This window comes from Pseudomonas sp. MF4836 (assembly GCF_002018875.1).
GTDB lineage: Bacteria > Pseudomonadota > Gammaproteobacteria > Pseudomonadales > Pseudomonadaceae > Aquipseudomonas.
In genome coordinates, this window is sequence record NZ_MVOL01000003.1 from 477,304 (window position 1) to 494,033 (window position 16,730).

23 protein-coding genes are annotated in these 16,730 nt (G+C 39.4%); 5 read left to right on the top strand and 18 right to left on the bottom strand.

Annotated elements, in window-relative coordinates; translation table 11 throughout:
- The first annotated feature begins 63 nt into the window (after nt 1-63).
- The 3 genes from MF4836_RS34930 to MF4836_RS08920 all read left to right on the top strand — a co-directional run bounded on the left by MF4836_RS34930 (nt 64) and on the right by MF4836_RS08920 (nt 1,040).
- Complete coding sequence (locus tag MF4836_RS34930; protein WP_153050215.1) at nt 64-312, top strand: hypothetical protein; 249 nt, start codon at nt 64-66, stop codon at nt 310-312.
- A gap of 144 nt (nt 313-456) precedes the next feature.
- A complete protein-coding gene (locus MF4836_RS35360; protein WP_161955737.1) occupies nt 457-651 on the top strand; it encodes a hypothetical protein in 195 nt (64 codons plus the stop codon).
- On the top strand, nt 648-1,040 hold the full coding sequence (locus MF4836_RS08920; protein WP_153050216.1) for a hypothetical protein: 393 nt from the start codon (nt 648-650) through the stop codon (nt 1,038-1,040). Before MF4836_RS35360 ends, MF4836_RS08920 begins: the two co-directional genes overlap by 4 nt.
- Nucleotides 1,041-1,072: 32 nt before the next feature.
- On the opposite strand, the gene MF4836_RS08925 is transcribed toward MF4836_RS08920, so the two are convergent.
- The 3 genes from MF4836_RS08925 to MF4836_RS34940 form a co-directional block, all read right to left on the bottom strand.
- Entirely contained in the window at nt 1,073-1,972 is a 900-nt protein-coding gene (locus MF4836_RS08925) for a hypothetical protein (protein ID WP_078470029.1), read from the bottom strand.
- Nucleotides 1,973-2,166: 194 nt separating this feature from the next.
- Nucleotides 2,167-2,403: a hypothetical protein gene (locus MF4836_RS34935; protein WP_153050217.1), complete on the bottom strand. Its 237-nt coding sequence runs from the start codon at nt 2,401-2,403 to the stop codon at nt 2,167-2,169.
- Nucleotides 2,404-2,877: 474 nt separating this feature from the next.
- A complete protein-coding gene (locus MF4836_RS34940) occupies nt 2,878-3,303 on the bottom strand; it encodes a hypothetical protein (protein WP_153050218.1) in 426 nt (141 codons plus the stop codon).
- Between the two features lie 554 nt (nt 3,304-3,857).
- Here MF4836_RS34940 and MF4836_RS08935 point away from each other — a divergent pair.
- Together MF4836_RS08935 and MF4836_RS08940 are read left to right on the top strand one after the other, a co-directional pair.
- The gene (locus MF4836_RS08935) at nt 3,858-5,174 is read left to right on the top strand and encodes a hypothetical protein (protein WP_078470031.1); all 1,317 of its coding nucleotides are present in this window, start codon (nt 3,858-3,860) and stop codon (nt 5,172-5,174) included.
- Nucleotides 5,175-5,248: 74 nt separating this feature from the next.
- Complete coding sequence (locus MF4836_RS08940; RefSeq protein ID WP_078470032.1) at nt 5,249-5,548, top strand: hypothetical protein; 300 nt, start codon at nt 5,249-5,251, stop codon at nt 5,546-5,548.
- A 16-nt stretch (nt 5,549-5,564) separates the two neighbouring features.
- Here MF4836_RS08940 and MF4836_RS08945 read toward each other — a convergent pair whose 3' ends face one another.
- From MF4836_RS08945 to MF4836_RS08990, 15 genes are all read right to left on the bottom strand, one after another.
- Nucleotides 5,565-5,954, bottom strand: a complete 390-nt coding sequence (locus MF4836_RS08945; RefSeq protein ID WP_078470033.1) for a hypothetical protein — start codon at nt 5,952-5,954, stop codon at nt 5,565-5,567.
- 90 nt (nt 5,955-6,044) lie between these two features.
- Nucleotides 6,045-6,563: a GcrA family cell cycle regulator gene (locus MF4836_RS34945; RefSeq protein ID WP_153050219.1), complete on the bottom strand. Its 519-nt coding sequence runs from the start codon at nt 6,561-6,563 to the stop codon at nt 6,045-6,047.
- Between the two features lie 88 nt (nt 6,564-6,651).
- Nucleotides 6,652-7,059, bottom strand: a complete 408-nt coding sequence (locus MF4836_RS08950; protein ID WP_078470034.1) for a hypothetical protein — start codon at nt 7,057-7,059, stop codon at nt 6,652-6,654.
- Nucleotides 7,060-7,136: 77 nt separating this feature from the next.
- Nucleotides 7,137-8,417: a translesion error-prone DNA polymerase V subunit UmuC gene (gene umuC / locus MF4836_RS08955; RefSeq protein ID WP_078470035.1), complete on the bottom strand. Its 1,281-nt coding sequence runs from the start codon at nt 8,415-8,417 to the stop codon at nt 7,137-7,139.
- Nucleotides 8,410-8,838 (bottom strand): LexA family protein, encoded by a 429-nt coding sequence (locus tag MF4836_RS08960; protein WP_078470036.1) that lies wholly within the window; start codon nt 8,836-8,838, stop codon nt 8,410-8,412. The genes umuC and MF4836_RS08960 overlap by 8 nt, the downstream gene beginning before the upstream one ends.
- Nucleotides 8,839-8,972: 134 nt before the next feature.
- A complete protein-coding gene (locus tag MF4836_RS34950) occupies nt 8,973-9,848 on the bottom strand; it encodes a hypothetical protein (protein WP_153050220.1) in 876 nt (291 codons plus the stop codon).
- 112 nt (nt 9,849-9,960) lie between these two features.
- Nucleotides 9,961-10,272: a hypothetical protein gene (locus MF4836_RS34955; RefSeq protein WP_153050221.1), complete on the bottom strand. Its 312-nt coding sequence runs from the start codon at nt 10,270-10,272 to the stop codon at nt 9,961-9,963.
- Between the two features lie 96 nt (nt 10,273-10,368).
- Complete coding sequence (locus MF4836_RS34960; protein ID WP_153050222.1) at nt 10,369-10,971, bottom strand: hypothetical protein; 603 nt, start codon at nt 10,969-10,971, stop codon at nt 10,369-10,371.
- 80 nt (nt 10,972-11,051) lie between these two features.
- Entirely contained in the window at nt 11,052-12,200 is a 1,149-nt protein-coding gene (locus tag MF4836_RS08965) for a hypothetical protein (protein WP_153050223.1), read from the bottom strand.
- A 143-nt stretch (nt 12,201-12,343) separates the two neighbouring features.
- Nucleotides 12,344-12,520, bottom strand: coding sequence for a hypothetical protein (locus MF4836_RS35365; RefSeq protein WP_161955738.1), 177 nt, complete (start codon nt 12,518-12,520; stop codon nt 12,344-12,346).
- A 113-nt stretch (nt 12,521-12,633) separates the two neighbouring features.
- Nucleotides 12,634-13,515, bottom strand: coding sequence for a hypothetical protein (locus MF4836_RS08970; RefSeq protein ID WP_078470038.1), 882 nt, complete (start codon nt 13,513-13,515; stop codon nt 12,634-12,636).
- Nucleotides 13,516-13,621: 106 nt separating this feature from the next.
- Entirely contained in the window at nt 13,622-14,464 is an 843-nt protein-coding gene (locus MF4836_RS08975; RefSeq protein ID WP_153050224.1) for a hypothetical protein, read from the bottom strand.
- A 311-nt stretch (nt 14,465-14,775) separates the two neighbouring features.
- A complete protein-coding gene (locus MF4836_RS08980; protein WP_078470040.1) occupies nt 14,776-15,414 on the bottom strand; it encodes a hypothetical protein in 639 nt (212 codons plus the stop codon).
- Entirely contained in the window at nt 15,411-16,415 is a 1,005-nt protein-coding gene (locus MF4836_RS08985) for a hypothetical protein (RefSeq protein WP_078470041.1), read from the bottom strand. The genes MF4836_RS08980 and MF4836_RS08985 overlap by 4 nt, the downstream gene beginning before the upstream one ends.
- 25 nt (nt 16,416-16,440) lie before the next feature.
- Nucleotides 16,441-16,683 carry a hypothetical protein gene (locus MF4836_RS08990; RefSeq protein ID WP_078470042.1) on the bottom strand — a complete coding sequence of 81 codons (243 nt, stop codon included), beginning with the start codon at nt 16,681-16,683 and terminating at the stop codon, nt 16,441-16,443.
- Nucleotides 16,684-16,730 lie beyond the last annotated feature (47 nt).

Below are 16,730 nucleotides of genomic sequence, written 5' to 3' on the forward strand. Positions count from 1 at the left end.
GTGCCTTATTGTTTTGATGGTAAGGCATGATAGAATGAAAGAAAGAATAAGTTATGTGGGTTTATGAATATTGATAAAATTGAACATTTGAAAAGATTAAGCGTCAACGATTTGTTTAGATTGTGTGTTATGAGTTTTATAATTAGCGTTGCTGTTGGAAGCTTTGGGTTGAGTGGTTCATCATTTGCTCAATTCGGAATCTGGATGGTTGGTTTATTCATTCCAGTCAGTTTGGGTTTTGCATTTCATGGGATAATCATTGCGGTTCATTTGAAGAGAAGGTTAAGACAGTTGAAAAAGAAGCCAGCATGAAGCTGGTTTTTTAATGCCTTTTATTTGATTAGGGTATTTATATATGATACGATAAAAGTAACAACATCTTTATTCAATATGACTAACTTAAAAATTAACGCAAAAATTACTCTTTACTGGTATATTCTTTCAAGCATAGCTTTCATGATTCTCCATCTATCATTAGATTGGTCGTTGACAGCTTCTCTATTAGCTTTTGTCGTTTTAACCATAAAGCCAACGGTTGATGTTCTTGTGAGAGTCAACCATTTCTACCCAATCAAAAATTATGGGCTGGCTTATGGTGCAATCACCACTGCAATAGCATTAGCAATTTGCAAAGCGGTTGGTGTGATATGAACGAAAACAGCTCTATACCTTTGACACTTAAAACGAATGAAAGAAGTGTAGAGTTTGAGATTGAGCTTTCAATGAAGGGTTATGAGATATTCACTCGCATGATTAAGCAGAAACATTACCTGTTTAATCCTGACCTTATGCGTTTACGCACGGCATACATTGAGAGTCATGGGCATGAAGAAAAAAGATTCCCTGAGCAAATGTCAGTTGAAAGCTTAGCTGGAATGGTTCAACGGATTAGCTTGAAGCACAACAGAACCCCAGCGGATTTGGACATTTTAGAGCTGTATTACACACCTGAGACAAATAAGTTTCGCTTCAAATTTTTAAGCTCTGTTTCAGATGAATTTGATTACATTGCGGAATACAAGAAAAGCAAAGGAGCCTGATAAGCTCCCTTGTTGTTTCTGTTTAACGTTCATCACTTGGTCTTCACATCCACATCTTCCATCCAATCCATTCCATCAGAAGCTTCTGGTGCGTCTTCATAGTCACCTATATCCATAACCTCTACACCTTGCTCATCTACATCAATGAACGATGAATCATCTAAGAAGCTGTCTTCACTGATTTCCACTTCTTCAACCTCCAACACAATCCTTTCTTCCTGAGCTGGTTCCTGTTCAACCGGCTTTAAAAGCTCTTCTGGTGGGTTAAAAGCGGGGAGGGCTGGTGTAGGAATGGATATCGTCTCATCGGCCACGGCTGGTGTTCCTAGAAGCTCCTGCAGGCGTTTGTAGCGTTTGCTCTCGTAGTAGTTCTTGCCCAGTAGCTGTTGATACTGGAATGGTCGTTTCGTCTCAACGGCGTTGTAGAAGGCCATCGGCTTACCCAAAAACCTCACAAATTCACCCTTTTGGCCGCGTGCTTTGGCTTCTAGGTCGTTTGGTATTGCCGTAGGGTCGAACTGCTCTAAAAGGTCAAAAGCAATGAAGACAGCACCTTGTTCAGTCAGGTCAGTGATTTCTAGAATCTGGTGCCCTAGGTAATCGTGAAACAGGTGTGAGAAGGCTAGGGCGAGGTCTTGACGGTTGTAGTTGCAGATCGCCGTGTAGACGGGTAGGTGAGTGGATATCGGATACACCAAACCTTTTGAGTAAGCTATTGCTTGTGCTTTTTCAGCCGGGGATTTCCATTTGTAGACCTTTTGCATGAAGCCAAGAATTTTGATGATGAGCGGTATGTCTCCGTGCTTGGCTTTCTTCTCCATGATTGAAGCGGCTTCTACAACCTTCAACAGTTCAGTGAATTCATCAAAGCTTTTTAGCTTGTCCGTTGTTGTAGCAAATTCAATCTTTCCGGTGTTAGTGGGTATTCTCATATAATAATAAATTGTTTGTCTCTTTCATTTTACCATTCAGCTTTTCAAAAACAAGCATGTATATTTCTTAACGTCAATCCCTGTGACTTTTAAGAACGGATTATCTACATTGACATGCGGTTATTGTCGTAAATTCAAGGTCAAATTTCAGGCAAATAAAAAACCCTCTCGGGTTCTTGTTGTTGTTTCATAGGTTAAGCGAAGTCAAATTCTTGCTGTTGTGGTTTATCATCCTCAGTTTCAATTGATATTAAAGCTACCATCAAACAAATGTGATAAATGAATATTGAAAAATATCCTATGGCTTGGTACAAAACACGAACATCAAATTTCATGAAGAGAGCTGTTGCTAATGAAGCTGATGTTGCAAGTGTTAATAGTAGCAAAAGAAATACAGCTATTTGTTTATTGGTAGTATCTTTGATTTTCATGATTAACTCTTTTGTTGTTTATATAGTAATATTGTAACCTTTATTGGTCAATTGTAAATAGCAAAGTATTATAATATTTCAATTATTTATTGAGTTTAACGTTTGTTGGTGTTCTATGATGATTTGATTAATTTCAACTGACATGTATAATTTGATTAACAATTATTCGGATATCTATGATTACTAAATTTGTGCTGTTCTTTGTCGCTGTCTCTCTATTTTTTGCCACTGTGATGTTTTTTTCTGGCGGGTACTACGCCAGTGGAAACCCCTACATGGCGTTCAATGACTGTTTAGACGTGGTGTTTAAGAAGCAATGGATGTATGCAGCGGGTGGGGCTTTGTGTCTTTGTTTCATGGTCAGTAGGCTTGGTAAGAATCTTGATTGAAGGCTAGGTTTTTAGTTTAATCCCGTAAATTCAATAAAATCCAGTTCAAACCTCGTTTCAATTCGGAGATACAAGAAAACCCTATTCAAAGGGTTGCTCTCATTTCAATGTTTCTCAGTTTCTCATCACAAGCTTCAAAGTACCTTTCTGCTTTCATGATGTGTTCAGGAGTGATTGTGTCTAAATCAATTATCTCTCCAAAGACTTCAAGCATGATACTGTCAATCAATTTAAGTAGTTTAACGGGCGTGTAGCTCACGTAATTTCCACCTTCAATACAACCTTTCGTTCCTTCTAAATGGACAAGGTGTTTCAAGTGGTTTGTTATGAACCATAAACCGTTGATGATGAATGAAGATTGTTTAACTAAATCAGGCTTGAGGTTGTGAATCTTTTCAGGTTCGTAGTTTTCAACTACAAGTTTTGTTATTCTGTTGTAGATGTTGTTTTTTCTTATAACTGTGTCGCGTACCGAAAATGGTACTCTTTTTCTTTTTCTAATGTCTGTCATATATTTTCTCGTTGTTACTTTAATCGTAACATTTGGTTCTTATATGTCAAACGTATAGAGTGAATTTTTTGCATATATTTATTATAGTAATGTTCAATCTACTTCAACTGTGCTTGAAGATACAGTAAAATTTAAGTTGTACCTCGTTTCAATTCCGACATATAGACTTTAAGGGTTTGAAAGGAAAGTTTTTAGTTTTTTGATTTTATTCACCAGATGCTTTTGATTTTGACCTTAAGATATAAGAGGTACTATTTGTACTAAGAGTACTATATGTACTGTTGAGCCGATTTCTCTAACCCTTTAAATACGTGGCTTACAGGGGTGGTCAAAATCGTTCATTCTACTTCAACTGTGCTTCATTCTACTTCAACTGTGCTTCAATCTACTTCAACTGTGCTTCATTCTACTTCAACTGTGCTCTGACGTGAAAAAATGGCTTAAAATCAACATCGTGAATTTTTGCCTAATTTTATTTTTAAAAAAGTAGCTCTATACGTTTGACATTTAAGCTTTCTATGTAATGATATTTATATAACTAAGGATTACATAGGATGAACAACAATAACGAGCTAACAGAAATATACAAAACATTCATGGATGTTTACAAAGAAGCGAAAGTATCGGGTAATCAAGGGGTTTGGGCTAAGAGCCTTCTTCTTCTCTCCATGTTTAACCCTGCTAGGAATTTGCAAAAATATGCGGTTGGTGAATCTAACGACATTGCAAACCTTGAAAAAGCTAACAGCTTGGGTTTGAGAAGTGTTGAAGTATCACCTAATGCTGTAACCATCCATATTGGTGAAGAAGAGCTTGGCGGCACTCCTTACAAAGAATTTGTTTTCTACGGGTATCAACTAAACACTGAGTTACATTTTGTTTTCTGTCATGACCTAGTTTCAAAACTTCAAAAGACTTATGAGCAACAAGGCTCTGACCTTGTGGTTGACTTTCAATTAGTGATGCGTGATTGCAACCTTGATACTAAACACACTGGTTTCTACAAGGCTGCATTCATTGAGGTTCTAGATAGAATGTTCTATTCATCAGCTAAGATAGTGATGAAAGATGGTGGTGAAATCAATGACAGATTTATCTACAAAAGAGAAATCAAGGGTGATTTTATCCATATCAAGTTTGGTGATATTTTCACTGACTCCGTTGTTAAAGACACATGGAGTAAGAAAATTGATTGGAAAGACAAGATGGCTTTGAAGAGTGGTACGCCAAGAATTCTTTTCGATAAAGTAGAAATGTTCAATGCCTATGGTGAGGCTAGATTCAGCGTTAAAACCATGTTGAAGCTTTGTGAATGTTCCTCAAAGTCATTGAATGAAGCAATACAGTATTACAAAGAGATTGGTTATGTTGATGACGTGATTGATGTGAGAAGGGGAAAGACCATCGTTGAAAAGACGTTGATTATCAATAAGTCATTCAATTTGAAAAAATTCGCAAGAGATAATGCACCAGTTGAAAGAAAAGCCCCAGCTTTACCAGACGTTGCCTGTGCTTCAATTCTTCCTAAAATTGAGAATAGTGCTGAGCAAGGTTCTGTTAAGAAAGACAGCCTTCTAGCCAACATAGACTTTTTGGCTGAGACTGAGGTTTCATTAGCTGTCAAAGCCTATGAAAGAAAGAAGTCCGGTGTTGTGGATGTTGAGCCAGTGAATGTGCCTGAAATGACGCAAGACATGAGTGATGAAGAATACAGAATGGATTTCGACTCAATTTTCACTGAGCCTAAAGCCCTTGTGAAAGACACTCAAAGCTCTTCACCAGAACAAGCTGTTGACGTTGTGGACGCTGATGCATGGAATACAACGTGTGATTTCAACAGTTGGGTTAATGAGTCGAACAAAGGAAATTGAAGGCTAAATCATGCCTTCTTTGACTTGTTGAGGATTTAGGATATTAGTATTAGTAGATAATATGAGAATTAAGGATGATTTATTTAGACACTACGATTTTAGCTGACATTGAGAAAGGTTCGTTTGAAGACGCATTGCTTTCAGCACTAGAAGAGCTTCGCCACTTCGGCACCACTCGCCCTACGCTGACCGGCGTAGAGTTCACTGAACGTTGCTTGAAGGCTAATTTCCGCTTAGACGGGGAGGGAAGCCCGCTCATGTGCGTACACGTTGCTGGGTTGGCTGCGTCAGTCGCTGAATGGGAGGATGTGACACACATTAGGTTCATCATGGTTCCCAAGCTCAATACAGCCACTTTTGAGATGAAATTTTGACTGGTAGACCTAACGCCTAGCCCGTCATGATTGTGGCCTTGTAAATGGCTATTATGCGATACAGCTTCAGGATGCAATCCTTACTGAACCTGATGCGTTGGCTTTTAGTGATTACATCAAGGTCTGAATCTTTGGTCATTTCGATGAAGCTTTGAAAAATGCTGATGAAGTGTGCGTTGTACTGAATGAGTTTGAAATTATGCTCATTGTAGTTGAATGCCTGTCTTACATCTTCTGTTGACCAGTGAGCTTTTCGCTTCATAGCGATGACGTGCGGGATTCTTGCCTTGTAGTTCTTCTTAGCGTCAATCAACTGGGTGGTTAGGTATTTTGGGAAAACGTTTACTGAGTGGTCATTGAATTCATTCGCTAACTTTTCAACGTCAATTTGGTTGGTTGTTTTCATCGTGTAGTTTGTGGTTCATTACTTTAATACTATCAAGCTTTCCTAATTTGTAAACGACAGGCAAAAAAAACCAGCACTGGGCTGGATGATTTATTGAGTTTCTTTTTTCTTGGAGCGTTGTTTCTTTATTCCAGCTTCTTTTAACCTGTCTCTCATATTTGATATACCAGTATTAAATATCTTTGAAAGCTCTCTTGCAGTCATGTCCCTCACAATGAATAATTCATGTAGAATTTCTTTTGGTATCTCCGTTCTAGCCGCTGGCCCTTTGTCCCTTTTACATTTCAAATTTGCTTCTTTCAAAACGTGGTGAATGGATACTTTAGACCAACCTGTTCTTTGTTCAATCTCGCTCAATGTGCAATTCTGAACTACACAAAGGTTGATGATTTTTTTTGAATTGACTGGGGTTTTGTTTTTGAACCATATCCCTAGCTTCTTAATTCTGGCAATCATGACTTGTCTACTAACGCCGAACTCTCTTGCAATGCTGGCTATGCTAACGCCACTGTTATAGAGTTTTTTGATTTTGGCGTCTTCTTCAGGCGTTCTTGTCAAAATCATTTCCTTTGATTTTCGCCCAATGTTTTTTAAATCTTCGTTACACATTTGTTCTCCTGAATAATTGTTGTATGTATTCAGGTTAACATTTAATTGTTAAATGTGAAGAGGTAGAAGCCAATTATTTAATGTTGTTTTATTTCGGGCATAAAAAAACCAGCACTTGGCTGGTTGTTTGTTCTTTTTCAATCAAAAATGTGTTTGTCTTTGAACTTATTACCATAACTGCTGTGTAAAGTATAAAAAGAGCTATAAACCTTGCTAGGTATTTTCCGACTGATTTTAGTAGCAACTTAAAGTCAAAAAGTTCTGGCATTTTGATTTTTGTGATTTCGTACCCACTGCCTAGAAAGGTGTAATAAAACGCTTTTGCTGGTTGATATAAAATCCCATAGATTAAATACATTGATGAGCCAAAATATAGGAATAGGAACAAAGAAGTCATCAAAAACTTTTGTAAAATAATCGGAGCGTAGCTAGTGAGTGCGAAGGTGGCTACTCCAAAAGTGATTAGCCATATCGTTTGTTTAAGATTTTTGTTCATGTTTTCCTTTTGTGATGTTGTTTATTTAATTGTACCTCTAGTTTATTAAATGTAAATGATGCAAGGTGCAATTCTCTTTAACCTATCTTTACTTTCAACAATTCATTCCACTTTGTTGTATAAGCTGGGCTTAGAAATTCACGCTTCATTCCCCAGCTCGACGTTTCTGGTTCGATTGCAAACCTGAGCGTGCCAGCACCTTGAACCTTGTTGACTGAATCCATCAAGGCCATCAGCCTGTCATTGTTCCTACGCTCTGGTTTGGCGAAAAGGTCTGGGATGTAGCCAGCTTTGGGTGTGAACTGGCTGAGCATGATTCCAGCCTTGGCATAGGGAAGGCCGGATCTGAATATCCTTGTCAGTCCAGCTTGTGCGGCTGCTATCAGCTCGCGGGTGTCGTCCGTTGGTGACTCCAAGCCAATGATTGTGGCATTGCTGTATGGCTTGTCATCGAAGCGACTAGTCTGGATAAAGACCTGCAGGCAGCTCGTTAGCATTCCTTCCTTGCGGAGTTTTACCGCTGCTTTGGCTGCGTATGATGCTACGGCCTGTCGAAGCTCTAACAGCTCGTAAACCCGCTTACCAAACATTCTGGTTGAAGCTATGTTCTGCTTGGGTTCCGGGGATTCTTCCAGACCAAAACACACCGTACCTTCAAGCTCTCTGGCGGTGCGTTCAATGTTGACGTTGAACATCTGGCGTAAGGCTTTCTTGTCATACCGTGCAAGGTCAATGGCCTTCGTCACACCCATCAATTCCAGACGCTTTTGGGTTCTTGACCCGCAACCCCACACTTCACCCACATCAGCAAAGCTCAGAAGCTTGTTCTGACGCTCATCATCGAGGATGACCACTACGCTACCAGTCTTGGCTTTCCACTTCTTAGACGCCCAGTTGTTGAGCTTTGCTAGGGTCTTTGTCTTACCCACACCCACGCCTACGGGCATTCCTACCTGTTTGTAGATTTGGCTTTTAATTTCCAGACAAAGCTTTTCTAAGTCTTCATTTACACCAGATAGGTCAATGAATGATTCGTCAATTGAATAAACTTCGTAAGCAGGAACGTATTGACTGATTACTTTTGTGACCCGATTTGATATGTCCTGATACAAGGCATAATTAGAAGAACAGACATTCAATTGTTTACTTTCAACAAGGTGCTTGATTTCAAAGAAGGGTTGACCCATCTTCACACCTAATTTCTTACTAAGGTCATCCCTTGCAACAACCGCACCATCATTGTTAGACAAGACAACGGTAGCTTTACCAATTAATCTTGGATTGAATATACGTTCACAGCTTACATAACAAGCGTGACAATCTACCAGACCAAATACTTTACTGATTGAATTAGTCATGGAGTTTATGAAGATTCCACAAAACCACACCCCACACCTCGGATTCTTCAAATTCTCCGATGACGATGGTTTCAAAGGCTGGGTTAGCCGGTATCAGCACGGGTTTACCGTTGGCTATGCCGTAGGTCTTCACAGTGAATTCAGGGCCGATTCTGGCTACTACAACGCTTCCCACGCGGGGTTCTATGGCTCGATCAACCACCAGATAGTCACCATCGTAAACGCCTAGGCCGCTCATGCTGTCACCCCATGCTATGAGGATGAACAAGGATGGTTTCCCCACTCCACAAAGGTCATCGAGGCTCAACGGTGGCTCTGCGTATTCCTCTGCTGGTGAAGGGAAGCCACAAGCCGCACGGCCATGAACTGGTGCTTTGGCTGGGTTTAGAGCTGCTGAGAAGGGTATAGGTGGACTGAGCATGATGACTGACCATTGACTGTATGGGCATACAGTATCAGTTCTGGTGACTGGTTCAAGCTGCGGTGACGGTCGGCGGGGGAGGGTAGACGTGAAAAAACCGCCTTAGCGGTTAGAGTTTGAAATTGTCGATAATCTTATTTTTCATTTGATTCACCTTCTACATTATTATCCTCATCAGTATCTTCTTCCTCTTCTTCCTCTTCTTCATCGTTTATCATGTCGTAAAATAATGCAAATCCAAAAATCATACTAATGGCAACGAAAAAGAATTTGCCCACTCCATTGAGGGATTCCCATGCTGATGGATACTCTGGAGTTAGCTTTTCAATTGTTGATTGAAAAATTTCCGTATCATTAACGCCTGATATAAGGCTTTTAATTATCAACTTTCTATGAAGCTCACAATTTATCTTTTCTTTAATGTTATCACCGTTACAAGGTGCGTATTCGTAAGCAACATAGGTAGCGGCTTGTTCCATATCAAAACGTAAACTCGATGTGCTTTCAGCGGCTGATATGTCAACACGTTTTAGTACCTTATCAACTAAAGCTTTTTTCTTAGCTTCTCTTTCTTTCTTTTCTTCAATATCATTAATGGTTAGTTTTTCCATCAAAGATTTAAATTCTTTATCAGTTCTTAATGAATAGAAGAATGACTCTAAACGATGAGAATTTGCATACTTCTCTTGGTCATCTTTCAAAGCAATGTATGAATTCTTAGTCATTTTGCCGTCTGATTTCATCTGGTGACAGTACCAGCTAAATCTGAATTCAGGGCGTGAGAATGAGCAACGTAGGAAGTTGATTTGTGCGGCTTCTGATTTGTCGATGGTGAACGCTTCACCAACGCTGATGTTGTGAAGGCCATTCGTTGTAAGGTCTAGGGAGTGTTTAGCTTTATCTGAAACGACTGCTAGTGTGACTTCTTTTTTGAACATGTAGGCCGAACAGGCTGCACCTATTGAAACGAATGTTATTGCTAATGCTAATGCAAGTTTATTGATTTTCATGTTATCCTTTTTGTTGTTTAGTTATATATTAAGTTACTACATAATTATAAAATGTAAATAGATAGGTGTGAATATTTTTAGTATTAAAGTGTTCAGGCGTAAAAAAACCAGCTTATTTGCTGGTATTGGGTTTATTTTCTTTATTATCGTAATGTTCTATCATCGCTATAATTCCAACGCCTACTAGTAAACCTAGAAGCCATAAAAGCTGAGCCTCTGGTGTTAGTGGGCTTGCACACATTGAGTCTCGGTTGAAAGAATATGCATGGTTTGATGCTGGTGTTAAAAGGTCAGCAAAAGACTTGTAAAGCATAAATGTTAGATAGCACATCAATCCATATATACTAGCTAAAGTAATAAGGCTTACAGAATTACCTTTTCCAAAGGTGATTAGTTCTATTTCTTCTTTGATTAATTTAAGCATTGTTCCTCTTTTTGTATGTTTATGTATTCATGTTACTACTCATTTATTAAATGTAAATAGTGTGGGCAAAAAAAACCAGCTATTAGCTGGCTTGATTTAGTTTCTATAATGAGAGAGTAGTAACGCTCTTAAATATTCCAGTGAGCTTTTCGCTATCAAATCCTGTTCGGATTCAGTGAGGTCAATAGGAATGGTCAACGTCACGGCTTTATGGCTGCTTATAGGCAATGTGAACGTCTTTGTGGTTGGCTCTGCTGGTTCAGCCACTGGCTCAGGCTCAGAAGCTGTTACAAGCTCTTCTGGTAGGGTAGAGCTGGGGTCTTCTTCATGACTGACGTAATTGGACTGGTTCAAGCCCAATCCTTCAAGAACTGCACGTTTACCAGCATTGATAAGCTTTTTTTCTAATCCTGCTTGGTTAGTTTTTTCAACAAGGAAAGAAATTGCACAAACTTCATCCATCCAAGTTTGTAACTTGACTTTAAGATTATCAAGTTCTAATGGCTTTGTAGCATTGGCTTGAATCTTCTCGTTCAAGAATTTTGATGTGTAGAAAAATATCCGATGTTTCTGCTTGCTGTTCGCTTTGTAGATGATTTGCTTTCTTCTTGAATTAATCGTGATGTATTGCTGTGCTGTTCCTTCGATTATTATTTTTCCATCGAATGGGCAAAGATTTAAGTTTATTGTTCCGAGCATGTATGCACCTTTTTAGTTAGTTACTATCAAGGTAGCATTTAATTCTTAAATGTAAATGATTGAGCGTAAATTATTTGCGTTTAATCTCTTTCCTTCAGTTTCTTCGCTAGGTCATAAAGCTTATCTGTTTCTAACTCTATTTCATAAAGTGAGTTGACGGTCTTTGTGATGTGTTCTTTTGCTGAATCGCTGAACTCAACCATTGAGCTACATTCAAACTTTCGTCCATTGCCTAACTCTAATAAGAACCATCTGTTGAATTCAGCACTTGCTCTAATGGTTAAGTCATAGAAATCCGTATTGAGGTAATCTTTCAAAAGCTCTACTGAGAATATCATTGCCTCACTCGGTGTCATGCTGGCTGTCATATGCTTCAATGACGTTACATCTAAGCTCATTTCTATCATCATTCTCAGATTATCAGCTTTGTCTGAATCGCCTTGTAAATCGCTGAAATCGAAAAGGTAGCCGCTGATTGGATATTCTTTTGTGAGCTGTTCAAATATGAATTTGTTGTTATCGTCTTCACCAATCACATAGTATTTATCATCCTTGGCGATTATCTTTAATCGACTATTTGAATTACTGGTGTTAGCGTCAAGCAAGAAATCAAAACAATGCTCATACCTGTTTATCAAAATTTCATAGAAGTCTCTGTTTTGTGTTAAATTCTTAGAATTGAAATTTTCTGGTTTGAAAATCAACCTGCGAAATCCTACTGTGTCATTCATCATGTCATAGAAAATACCAGATTCAACCATACGCTTTAAGGCGTCTACCTCATCCTTATCAACGTAGTTCAAGGTGAGGTTCAAATACTCATCGGCTTCATCCGCTACTTTCTTCCATTGAGCATGAACGTCTTCTAGGACTGGAAGTATCAATGCCGTTAGCTCTTCACCAGTATAGCTTTTGAGCTTTTCAAGAAGTGGGTCAAATGCTGATGCAGCACCATCGTAGTTGTTGAGGAATTTCACAAAGAAAGAAGAATGATGCAACTTGGAGTATTCAGTTTTAATTTCTGGCGTGAAATTGGTTGATTGCTTGTCTATCAAGCTGTTTATATGTAGCTGTATCTCATTAGTCAGTATCAAGACGAATGTGGCTATCTCAATTTTTTTTTCAGTATCAATGCCAGCCTTGCCTGATACTTTCTTAATCAACACTTTATTTCTGGCTACGGCTTTGTGTGCTTCCTTAAACTTTGATTGATTGATGATAATTTTCATTATCTCTAATAGTGTATTCATGTTTTTAAATGTTGTTGTTAATATTCATTCTATCACTTGGTTATTAAATGTAAATGTAGATGGTGTAAATTGACAGGCACAAAAAAACCAGCTCTTGGCTGGCTTGTTGTTTATTCCTTGTTTTAGCGGTTGAACTCAATCTTTGTATCTCTCATGTCTGTTCTGTCATTTACAGAAGCTTCTAATGCACCCATCGCTAATATTGCTACAAAAACGATTGCTGTTGCTATGATTACGCCATCTTTCAATTTGTTCAATGATTTTGTGAAAGCGGTTTCTTTTAGTGTAATGTCCTTCATGTTAATTCCGTTGTTAGTTAATAACAACATATCAAGCATTTCTTAAATGTAAATAGTTACCAGCAATTATTTTTGTTGAGGCGAAAAAAAACCAGCTTGCGGCTGGTTGATTATCACATCTTGGGTTTATGCTTGTTTTGTTTGACTTCTCGCAAGTCATTTTGGAATTTGCCAGCATCTATACCTTTCAGGCTCAATTTCTCTTGTAGAAGCTGCAAGCTCTTCTCATCAAATCCCTTAGCGATTTTGAGCATTTCCGGCTTGCTCATTGTGTTCTTCTGGTAAACATCCACCAACGCTATTGCACGGGCACCCTTGATAGCGTCCATGAAGGTCTTATCAATCTTGGCATCTGTGAACCTTGCACGGCCTTCAATCCTCGCCATAAGGTCATCAATCGTTCTGGTCTGTCCATCTTCTGTTGAAGTCGTTCCTGAATAGCCTATTGGGTTCTTGTCGGCGTCTAGGACATAGAGCCTTAAATTCTTCCCACTGCTAGGTTTTACCTGCAGGTCATAACCCATCGCTTCTATCTGTTCAACCAGTAGGTTTTTCTCATGAACAGCAGAAGGGTATCTAACGCCAGTCAGGTTGGGTGAGTATTCGTGAACGCTCTTGCCGTAGACCTTCAATTCTTTGTCTAAGATGTGGTTGGTAGCGGCATTGAATTTAGCCATGATGGTGTGTGCCATCGCTGCTTGTGGTCTGTCAGTGGCTAGCGTATGAGCAACAGCTTTGAGCAATAGACCCTGAGTCGCATAGTAAAGGTAACTATCCGATTTAATCCCATCGGTGGATGTACCGGCTAGGTGCTGTCTAACCTCGCTGATACGTTGATTGAAGCTTTCGCCACGGAACTGATGGAAGTTGACCCTTTCACCATCCTCAATCAAATGTAGTCTGTTCCAGCCACCACTGGAGCTGGTAGCTTGTATCGTATAGCCTAAGCTTTCTATGTCTTTGACAAATTCATAGTTGTTTTCAGTTATAGCCATAATTCTCCTTTTAAGATGTTTATGAGAATAGATTAGCATTTTGTAGGTGATTATCAACACACTATAATACTAAGGCTATAAGTGAGATTAACCAGCACTTGGCTGGTTATGGTTTCGTTATGGTTGATTTGTTCTTCTTTGTGGGTTCTTCATCAGCTTTGATGGTTTCAAGCATTGACTGATAAAGGCGTGTGGCTGGTTCATAGCTCATGTGTTCGTTCTTAATTTTCTCAAAGAAAGCCTTGTCTTTGATGAGCGTTGAGATTTCATAACCACCACCTAAATTGTTTACTAGGTCTACTGAGGTATTACCGTGTGTCAATATTGCTTTGCATGGATTGATTAGTAAGTTGTGGTCATAACGCCAATCATTGAGCTTTTCTGTATCGGTAAACACTAATTTGATGTTGTCGTATCCATTTCCCATTTCTGTGAAGATGGTTTTCAAATGCTTGCCTTCTAGCAATTCTGGTTGTATGGGTTGTTTGGTGTAGTAGAAATAATCATGCACCAATGTTTCAGCCATATCCTTAAATTTGGTTATGTTCTGGTTGAAGTATTTGACTTGCTTGTCTGTGCAACCCACTTCTTTCAAGAACGTGGCCGCTTGACCTGACACTAAATCGAAATTGTCAAAGACGTTTTCTTTTATCTTCTTGAAGTCTACGTTGACTTCAATGTCTTTTTTGAAGAGTGTGCTGTAAATAGATTTGAATACGTTGTCTGAGAACGTTACTTTGTTCTTTTGTATGAAGTCATACATTTCCTGACCGTTCGTCTTTCCGAACATGAACATGAAGTTTGAACCCAGTTCTACGACTGACTGAAAATTCATTTTGTCATTGATTAGATGACCGTGAGTCTTCTTGATACTTTCAGATGTTTCATTGTGTTTGTGTTTTGTGTATAGATTTAAGAATATCTCTTCTTTTTGGCTTAATTTGTCCATGATTATCAAATTGTTCATCTATAAGTATTATAATGTATAAATAGCCAATTACAATAAAGATGGATTATTTATTTGACAAAGTTAATTGGCTTGATAATATGATTGTGAGGGTTGCATGTATTTTGATTTATTGATTATCTGTCTTTCTCCATCAATCCTCATCTCTAATTAAGTTATTAAAGTTTATGTTCTCCATGATTTACCGATGTTAGTTGCAGGAAGCCCCATCTTAATAGTTATGTGGGGTTTTTTGCTTCAGGCACAAAAAAGCCCCGGATTACGGGGCTTTGTTGTCTCTGACAGACGCAAGGTCAAATCAGGTAGCACGCTCGGTTGAATGCCATTGTTGCAAGGTCGTGAAGGTCAGTGCCTTGAAGCTTGACCTGCAGGCGGGAAAGCTGGCTGTAACACCTCACACTGATGATTTCAGCCGATGTTTTCACTTCTGCATTCACCAATAGCTCAAAGGCCGATTTAAGTTCTTCCTGAGCCTCTGGTGACGTTTGGTCATGGTCATACGCTTCTATCACCAGTACCGCTTTTCTCAGTGCTTCTAAGGCGTCTGGTTCATTCCAGCCAATGGCCTTTGGGTATGACTTCATCGCCAGCTCTACGGCCTTGCGGCTACCAGTGCTTGTGGATGATTCACTGAACAGCACCAGCTTCAACACCTCGGCTAGAACCTTCTCCATGTGCGGCACGAACAAGGCATGAAAGAAGAGGGCGTATGGCTTGAAGCTCCCCCGGTTGAAGAATCGCTTGTATGACCCTGCATGAGCCGGGTTCACTGCTTTGGCTGCAATGGCTTCTGCAATAATCCTTTTCAGACCGGGCTTCTGCTTCTCAGTAGCAATGTTGTGAAGCCTGCGAATCTCGCTTGAATAGCGGGAATTCCAGTATGCACGCTTGAGAAGGTCGTCCACCTGACCTTTAAACTCCCTGTCTTTCATTTTTTCAATGACCTTCCTGTCAGTACGTCAAATGGGTATTCACGATGAACCGCATCATCAGCTTCATGTTCATGGAGCTTATAAAATTCAGTGCCGGTTTCATTTTCAAACGCTATGTAGTCTTCGTTTGGTATGTCTTGGACAAGCTGAATAACGACCTGTGGACATAGAATGTCTACAAAGCTCAAAGGCTCCGTATTCATATTGTCTAGGTTTCCAAGTGACCAAAACTCTTTAAGAATTCCGATTACCCTAGTTTTAGGTTCAATCCGAGCATAGTTGTTGCTAATGAAGCTAAATTTCGCTTCTATGTCGGTTCCAAACCTATCGTAAATCTCATCATGAAAATTCGGCTGCTGAGAGTTCTCTTCAATATAATCTTTGATTTGGCCTATAAACTCGTTCGTCATCCGTAACATGACATTGATAGGCCCGAAACGTGGTTCCCGCTTCTCAGTAAGTTGTATCACTGGCTCTTCAAATTCTTCAGCCTCTGGCATTTGTAACGGGTTTATTTCTAGCTCTTCAAAGTAGTTATTCTCTACTTGCACCTTTCCATGATTGAGGTAGCTAAATGCAATATCAGCATTCAGACCCGCCAACGCATCATAGAACATCTGAGCTTGTTCAAGATTAATTCTCACGCCATTCAAGACAAGGAAATTCCGTGATGCACGTTTTCCGCTAATTTTCTCCATGTGGGAGAAGACTCTTACCGGCGTCAAGATTTCTTGCGTAGCTTGGGGAAGGTCAGTATCAATATCTCCAGCAAATACGTTGCCGTGAAAGTCTTCAATCTGTTCCATGTAGCGAATGGTATCAATAACATCGCCTAAGTCGAAGTCAGACTTCTTGGAGGCTGCAATCATTCTTGCTGATAGGTCTTTTGAAAATTCCATAAACTTTTCATCAACCGAATCGTCATCTTCATTGATGGCGATGAATTCTTCCATTTCTGCGGCGAATTTGACGGCTTCGTTGTAAAATGTCGTATCTGTCACTTTTCTAATCCCTTGATTATTGAATTCAGTCTTTCTGAGAATTGAGCTTGTTGATTTTCTGCTGTTCTTCCAGTTTCTTTCTTTGAAGCCAAAGCCCTAGGAAAGAACTGTCTTTTGCAGTCAGGATGACTATCAATGATGTGATGTTGGCCCCGGCAAACGCGATGATGATTCCCCATTCATCATTTCTCGGCATGCCTTTCGCAATCATCAGATAGGTAAGGCACGCTAGCGAAGCTAGGTTGAACAGAATCGACAGTCCTTTCATTTTCCATATCCCACAAAAAAGCCCCAATCATGGGGCATGTTGCTAAG